Raw genomic sequence first — 7740 nt, 5'->3', positions numbered from 1 at the left:
TTTGCGCTTCACTTGATCCACGCCGAACAACTCGGTCAGCGGTCCTTCGTGTCCGGCAAAGGCGGCGACACCTTTGGCGATATCGATGGCGCTGCCGCCACCGAGACCGATCAATCCATCATGACCGCCTTCGCGGTATGCGCGGGTGCAGTCTTCAACGATAGATATTTCCGGCTCGGGTTTGACCTGATCGAAGATGCCGTAACGGCGATCACCTAGGTGAGCCAACGCCAAATCCACAGTGCCGGACTTAACCAATATTGCGTCGGTGACGATTAACGGATTATTGATATTCAGGCGAGTCAGTTCAGCGGCCAGTTGCTCGATGGCAGCGGTGCCGGTGATCAGTTTGTTGGCAATTTTGAACGCAGAGATGCTCATCGGGCTCGTCCTTTATTAGTTGTTTTGCGCGAGGGCGTGCCAAATGGAATAGCGAAAGCTGTGCCAAAACCCTTAGAGCCGCACAGGACAAGGGTTAGGACCAAAAAGAAGGATACAAAGCAGCTATTTGCGATTAGCTTTCTAATCGCTGTCAGGGCTGTTGATTGAAATCCTAATCAGACCGCTCCCAGCGTTTCATCTTCTGCACCACCGTTGCCTGGCTGACACCCAGTGCTTTGGCGGCTAGCCGCGTAGTTTTATGTAACTGCAGCGCAGCACGAATCGCAGCGCGCTCGGCATTCTCCAACACCTTGCGCAACGGCAGGCGACTGTCGTCAGAGTGCTGCGGATTGAGGTTGAGGATCTCTTCGGGCAGATCCAACGCTTCGATGACGTCAGCACGACTGGTCACCACCAGACGCTCGACGATATTGATCAGCTCACGAATGTTGCCCGGCCATGGGTAATCACACAGCACGTCCAAGGCTTCGAGGCTCAGCTGCACGTTGCGCTGATAACGGGCGTTGAAGCTTTCGAGGTAGTAATGCAGCAGCGGCGCGATTTCTTCACTGCGCTCACGCAAGGCCGCAATGGCGATGGGCACCACATTGAGCCGATAATACAGATCAGCCCGGAAGCGCCCTTCTGCCACCAGCTGTTTTAGGTCGTGATGAGTGGCGCTGATGATGCGCACGTCGACTTCTTTAAGCTCAAGTCCTCCCACCGGAATGAATCGGTTCTCTTCGATCACTTTGAGTAGCTTGACCTGCACTGCCAAGGGCAAGTCGCCGATCTCATCGAGAAACAAGGTGCCGTGGTGCGCCAGCTCTAGCAGCCCACGCTTGCCCTTGGGCCCCGCTCCAGTGAAGGCGCCGGGGGCGTAACCAAACAGCTCCGCCTCAATCAGATTTTCCGGCAATGCACCGCAGTTCAGCGCTAGAAACGGCTCTTTGGCCCGGTTGCTAGCGTTATGGATAAATTGCGCGACGAGGGTTTTACCAACTCCGGTTTCGCCTTGCAGCAACACCTTGACCTTACTGTTGGCGACTTGACGCGCCAGAGCGAAGACTCGACCGGAAACCTCTTGATCGGCCATCAATGGGGAATGTAGCAAGCTGTCGCGTTGGCCGGCGTGAAGTTTGGCGGTGCTGTTGCGAAGTTGTTTGAGCTGTTGCAGCTCATCGCGTTCGTGTTTCATGCGCAGCAGTTCGGTCATATCCCGCACCGTGCTGACCACGTAGCTGATGCTCTGGTCGGCGGCCAGAATCGGTGTGGCGCTGACCAACAGTTTCTTGCCCTGATGCAGGCTTTGCATCACCGACATCGGCTTGCCTTCCTGCAACACACGCAAGGATGCCGACTGCGAGATCACTCCTTCCTTGACCAACTCCTGCATCGGCCGGCCGATCAGGTCCGCACTGTCGAGACCGGTCAACCGTTCGTAAGCCTTATTGACCTTCAGCGTCTTGCCGTCACCGTCTGTGATGTAAACGCCATCATGCAAAGCATTGAGCAGCTCTTCGAAACTGGCATCGTTAACGTTCACCTGAGGCTCCATGCACGGACGTAAAAGAGGAGGATATTACACAACCCCCATAGGAACTGCTGAAGGCTGCGGTTCGGCTCACGGCGCTCATAAGGATATGAAGGCGGGGCCTGTTTTGTAGGACCAATCCTCAAGTACCTCTGGAAACGTCTCTTTCGCCGCTATCGCGTTGATCCACCTCTTTTGTCACAGCATGCTCGCGCCCCCAAACAGACTCTCGGAGGCAGGCGCATGTCTGAAGTGATCACTCGTTTTCTCAATCGCCCCACCCTGAATCAACTGAATCCAGCCCCTCTGCAAAAAATGGTTTTTCTTATCGACGCGGCCCAAGCCACCGTAGCTTGGCGCGCGCTTACACACGCAAGAATTCCGTGTAAATACGAACAGTTGTGGGGCCGCACGCCCTTCCAGGCCGACATGCTTCAAGGACCGACATGGTTCGTTATCGGGCCGCAGGGCATCGACCAGATGGCCGACCTTTGTCATCAACGACCGGGAGGAGTTGCCCTCACTTGCACCGAGCCAAAGGCGGCACTCGCCCATGCCCGAGCGCTGCTGAGCGAGGGTTCTAGGAACATCCATGACCCTGCCATTTGGGCGTCCATGGCGCTGGAGAGCGGTCGGCAACAAGCCTGCTTGTTCGGTCCCTGGTGTGAGGTTTTCACCCCCGTTCCCAGCGCCGACCCCACTACACGTCATTGGCATGCCTGGAAAAACGACGCCCCCGCCACAGCCACCTGTGAATACCCATTGTCACTCCCAGACAGCCTCTACTCGACCTACATCGACATCCGCTGGCTGTACTGGTTGCGTCATAACCCGCAGCCGTTCACGCACCTGAGTGATACAGACCTGTCCCGCTCGGTGAGTAACCTCAACTTCCTTGTGAAGCACGGCATCGGTGTCGACCGGCACTTACTGCAGTTGAGCGCCCTGATCATCCACGGCGACCTTAGCCAACGCGAAGACCTCATGGCAATCCTCACGTCTCGCGAGCTGCCGCATCGCCGGGTCGAACAATTGCTACAGAGAATACAACCATGACAATGGGCCTTTACACCGTGCAGGAGGGCGACACCCTCAGCCACATCGCCCAACGCTTCGGCATACGCATCGCCGAGATGCAGGGTTTGAACCCCTTCATCAACAATCCGAATTACATCCGCACGGGCTGGGTGCTAAGGGTGCCTGAACGTGCGGGGGTGCCTGCTTCCGATGATGCAACCGCAACACCTGAACCGCCTTTAGTAGAGGCCTTACAGCTCAATTCAATCGCTGCCCCTCCCGAGCATGGCACGGTTGATTTCTGCAGCGAGCAACGGCGCAAAAACGCCACGCACTATGCCGATCTGATTTATGAGGTCGGCCAGAATCGTTTCTGGTTGCTGCGCGAACACACCTTGCCCACGCTGATCGAAGCTGCCGATGACCTGAAAAAGAAGCTGCTAACCAGTGATCCGGATTCGCGAATCAGCGCGCTGAACAACGCAGGCTTGCTGGAGCCCTTTCTTGAGCCCAAGGTCAGCAGTTTTTTGGATGCACAGGACAGCCAGCGGTATTTGCAGATTGAGTACGAGTTGACGGTGATCCGAGCCGAGATCGAAAAAGTCCAAACACCCACCACAGCGCAAAACGGCACTAACATCGACAACACGCCACATGTGTCTCCCGAGCAACTTCGAATGACTGGCGAGCGGCAACGTGACGACGAAAAGCTCAGTAGGGAGTTTGCAGCCCTCGACACGAAGGCCCATAAAATAGCGCTCAAGCGCGGCTATAAATTTAAAGACGACCGCCTTTACAGCGCCGAAGCCCTGAAGGCACGCGAGATCATCCAGCGCTATCTAAAACAGCGCCAAACACTATTGGACGAAGGCGCTAAGCATTTCAGCCCACAAGAAATCGAGCAGCTATCCCAAGACCACGCGACATTGCTTGCAGAGCTGGAAAGTCCAAGTCGTGAATTCACGTCACGGTTACCGGACACCGCAGAGTGGTTAAGAAGTTCGACCACAAAATTTCATTACTCCGAACTGGTCAAAACCCTTCTCGAAGCCGCCGCGTATGGCCTGGCGTTGCCCGAATATGCGCTGAAGGCCGACAACGAAGGTATTCAGCAAGACTTCAAGAAGTACGAGGAATATCACTCTTGGCTCAGGCAAAAAACAGCCGTGGAGCAGAGCGCTCAAGCGTCCGTTGAAAACTGGATCAATGTCGCCAAACAACAGCCGCCGAGCAACCTGTTTAACGCAGAACAAGAGCAATGGCGTGCACTCGAGTCCAAGGAACAGGAGCTAAAGAGAAAGGCAAAGGATTTCGTCCAGAACGCCAAACCCGGTCGCCATCTGCTCTGGAACCCCGAAACCTTCGTCCCGCAACCTCAACAGCGGCTAATGCGCGCAGACTTTCCGCTACGGGAAATCAGCGTGCCCACCGAAGTGACTCGACTCCGTCACTTGAGCCTCACCTCCGTGCTTAAGGATCTTGACCGGCGCGCCCAAGCGTTACTGAAAGAAGACCTGAAAAACGCACTGACCCACGCAAAAAAACTTTCTATCGACGTGAAGACTGGCGACAAGACCACCGATCCTGACCTGTTCAGCACCTGGCTGACAATGCACGACGCCCGTCCGCTGGAGATTCAAGATAGCTGGTTCGACCGCCACGGTTTCTTTCTACCCGAAGCGCTCAAGCGCCATATCAAAACCGAAAAAATCCACATTGAGAACCTGCGCGACGACGCGACCTTCGACGCCTGGGGAAAAGACCTGCGGCTAATGTTGTTTAAGCAAAGCACCCTCGGCCCGCTGCGCTTGTTTGATAACAGCCCGCAAGCGCGACTGATCCGTTGCCTGAGCCCGCCACAAAGCAAGGTGCAACTCGGCACCGACGTCACCGCCCCCAATATCAGCATGAAAAAAATCCTTGGCGCCTCTGCCGAAGTGACGATGGACATCAATCTGGCTCAGGGCGAAATTGATATCGCCAAGTTTGAGGTGCCCGGCCGAGCCACGGCAGAGGCCACGACGCTGAAATATTCCAGCGAGAACAAATGGTCGGAACCGGTCAACTTCGGCACATTTTGCCTAACCGGCAGTATCAAAGCCTGGGGCTTTGCCGGCGCCTCGATGATGCTTAGCGCTAACTTGCGCCTGGGACCAAACAAACAAGAAAACAACGCCATCTGCCTCGACATCGGACGAGACGCGGAGCGCCGTCTCAGCCACGCAGAAACTGGCTTGAAACCGTATATCCGCCACAACGACCTGCTGGGCGCAGATTTCGACCTGTTCGCGGGCGCACCGGCGGGTATCAAAATCAGCGGCTCGCTGCTGTGGAAGCCACCCTGCGACCTACTCACCCTGCGCCGCCCACTGGTCAAAAAAACCACCAAAGACGACAGCTGGCTAGAACTGGCCCTCCTCGGCATCGACGCTGGCGCTGCATCGGGTGCCAGCGACAAGGCCGGTTTGCAACTGTCCCTGCAAAACGGCTACGTCATCCTGCACATCAACGCCGCCGTCATCGCCGGCCCCGGAGTCGCAGGCGTCTTCAACTTCATAGTGGGTTATAAGGCGATAGTGCAGATATTAAACATCTTCAACAAAGCGCTGATTGAGAATAGCTATAAGGAGATGACTTGGGTCGACCCGGAGACGTTTGCCTATCTGAGTAAACTGCAACGTCTGAGCACGCTTGGGGTGGACGTGGAGTGGTTGTTTTTGAGGGGGTATGACGTTGTTAGTCGGATGTATGAAACGGTGAAACTGCGGCCGCAAAAGGCGACATCTATTCCATGATGCGACAGTCCAACAAAGGCGATGACCTTTTTGTCACATCATGGAAAATTCGCCCCCTCGATGGGTCTGTATGCGGCCAGTTTTAGGCTGAACATTGCGTGGACTCGTCAAACCGCCTGCGTCCTCAATTTCTCACTACGCCCACGCAACCATTCCAGCACCAGCAACAGCACCACCGAGAACCCTATCAGCAGGGTCGCTGCAGCAGCGATAGTCGGGCTGAGGTTTTCGCGGATGCCGCTGAACATCTGCCGTGGCAAGGTGGCTTGTTCGGGACCGGCGAGAAACAACGTCACCACCACCTCATCAAACGAGGTAGCAAAGGCGAACAACGCCCCGGAAATAACCCCCGGCGCAATCAACGGCAATGTTACCCGGCGGAAGGCGGTCAACGGTGACGCCCCCAAACTGGCAGCCGCACGAACCAGATTATGGTTGAACCCCTGCAAGGTAGCCGACACGGTGATGATCACGAACGGCACACCCAACACCGCATGCACCAGGATCAGGGAGATATAGCTGTTGCCCAACCCCAGTGGCGCGAAAAACAAGTAACTGGACACACCGACGATAACCACCGGCACCACCATCGGTGAAATCACCAAGGCCATGATTAACGCCTTGCCGGGGAAGTTGCCTCGGGTCAAACCAATCGCCGCCAACGTCCCAAAGCCCATGGCCAGTACCGTGGCAGCAGGCGCGACGATCATGCTGTTCTTAAGCGAACGCATCCATTCTGCCGAGGAGAAAAAGTCCTGGTACCAGTGCAGGGAGAACCCTTGCAGCGGATACACCAGAAAGCTCCCGGAGTTAAACGACAACGGGATGATCACTAGCACCGGCAACACTAGAAACAACAGCACCAACCCGCAAAGAATGCGCAGGGCGTAAAACCAGATCCGCTCAATGGGCGATGTGTAAGGGCTCAGCATGTTGACTCTCCTCAGCTCAAGCGCATACGGCTAGCGCCGACAAGCCAGTTATAAATCAGATAAAGCACGACGGTCGCCATCAGCAGCAAGCCGCCCAGCGCCGTGGCCATGCCCCAGTTGATGCTGGTGTTGGTATAAAAGGCGACGAAGTAGCTGACCATTTGATCGTTCGGGCTGCCGAGCAACGCCGGGGTGATGTAGTAGCCAATCGACAAAATAAACACCAGCAGACAGCCCGCGCCAATACCGGCGTAGGTCTGCGGGAAGTACACCCGCCAAAAGCTGACCATCGGGTGGCAGCCGAGTGAGATAGCGGCGCGCATGTAGGTCGGGGAAATGCCTTTCATCACGCTGTAAATCGGCAGAATCATGAACGGCAGCATGATGTGCACCATCGAGATGTACACGCCGACCCGGTTGAACACCAGCTCTAGTGGTTTATCGATGATGCCCATTGCCATCAAAGCGCTGTTGATCAAGCCGCTCGATTGCAGCAATACGATCCAGGCCGCCACCCGCACCAGAATCGATGTCCAGAATGGCAACAGCACCATGATCATCAACAAGTTGCTCTGCCGCGACGGCAAATTAGCCAGCAGGTAGGCCAGTGGATAAGCCAACAACAGGCAGATCACGGTGATCACCAAGCCCATCCAGAAGGTCCGGGCGAAGATGTCCAGGTAGATCGCTTGATCGGGGGTCGCAGGGGCCACTTCACCGAGGTCATCGATGCGGTGGTCAACGGCGGCCAACAAATAATAGGGGGTGATGCTGCTCGTGTTTCGGCGAATCGCTTGCCAATAGGCCGGATCGCCCCAACGCTCATCAAGCGCTTCAAGTGCTTCTTTATAAGACGGCGGTTCAGTCGCGAACGGTAAGGCGCGAGCGGTTTTCGTCAGCAGGCTGCGGTAACCGGCCAATTCCATGTTCAGGCGCTTGGACAGGTCGCCCAACGTCTGATTCTTGCGGGCTAGCGCCAGATCAACACTGAGCGCTTGGTACACCGGCTCGGGCGGCAGGCTTTTTCCATCCCATTGCGCCACGGCTGCAACCGTGTGCGGCAAAGCACCGACAACTTCCG

The 7740-nt window shown here is 56.1% G+C and carries 6 protein-coding genes; 2 read left to right on the top strand and 4 right to left on the bottom strand.

Translation table 11 applies throughout. The annotated features are described in order from the left end of the window. Window positions 1–381 (bottom strand): iron-containing alcohol dehydrogenase (locus tag M0974_RS33185; RefSeq protein WP_297846557.1); only part of this gene is annotated, 381 nt, incomplete at its 3' end. Window positions 382–553: 172 nt separating this feature from the next. After that, window positions 554–1927: a sigma 54-interacting transcriptional regulator gene (locus M0974_RS33180; protein ID WP_297846555.1), complete on the bottom strand. Its 1374-nt coding sequence runs from the start codon at window positions 1925–1927 to the stop codon at window positions 554–556. 231 nt (window positions 1928–2158) lie between these two features. Here M0974_RS33180 and M0974_RS33175 point away from each other — a divergent pair, with 231 nt between their 5' ends. Together M0974_RS33175 and M0974_RS33170 are read left to right on the top strand one after the other, a co-directional pair. Continuing rightward, the gene (locus M0974_RS33175; protein WP_297846553.1) at window positions 2159–2971 is read left to right on the top strand and encodes a hypothetical protein; all 813 of its coding nucleotides are present in this window, start codon (window positions 2159–2161) and stop codon (window positions 2969–2971) included. Beyond that, on the top strand, window positions 2968–5727 hold the full coding sequence (locus M0974_RS33170; protein WP_297846551.1) for a LysM domain-containing protein: 2760 nt from the start codon (window positions 2968–2970) through the stop codon (window positions 5725–5727). Before M0974_RS33175 ends, M0974_RS33170 begins: the two co-directional genes overlap by 4 nt. A 107-nt stretch (window positions 5728–5834) precedes the next feature. Here the strand turns inward: M0974_RS33170 and M0974_RS33165 are convergent, their stop codons facing one another. Then, window positions 5835–6659 (bottom strand): ABC transporter permease, encoded by an 825-nt coding sequence (locus M0974_RS33165; RefSeq protein ID WP_297846548.1) that lies wholly within the window; start codon window positions 6657–6659, stop codon window positions 5835–5837. An 11-nt stretch (window positions 6660–6670) separates the two neighbouring features. Next, a partial coding sequence (locus M0974_RS33160) for an ABC transporter permease (RefSeq protein WP_297846546.1) occupies window positions 6671–7740 on the bottom strand: 1070 nt, incomplete at its 5' end.

The organism is Pseudomonas sp. (assembly GCF_026224925.1).
Lineage (GTDB): Bacteria > Pseudomonadota > Gammaproteobacteria > Pseudomonadales > Pseudomonadaceae > Aquipseudomonas.
The sequence above is the reverse complement of the archived record's forward strand: the minus strand, read 5'-3'. Positions and strand labels throughout refer to the sequence as shown.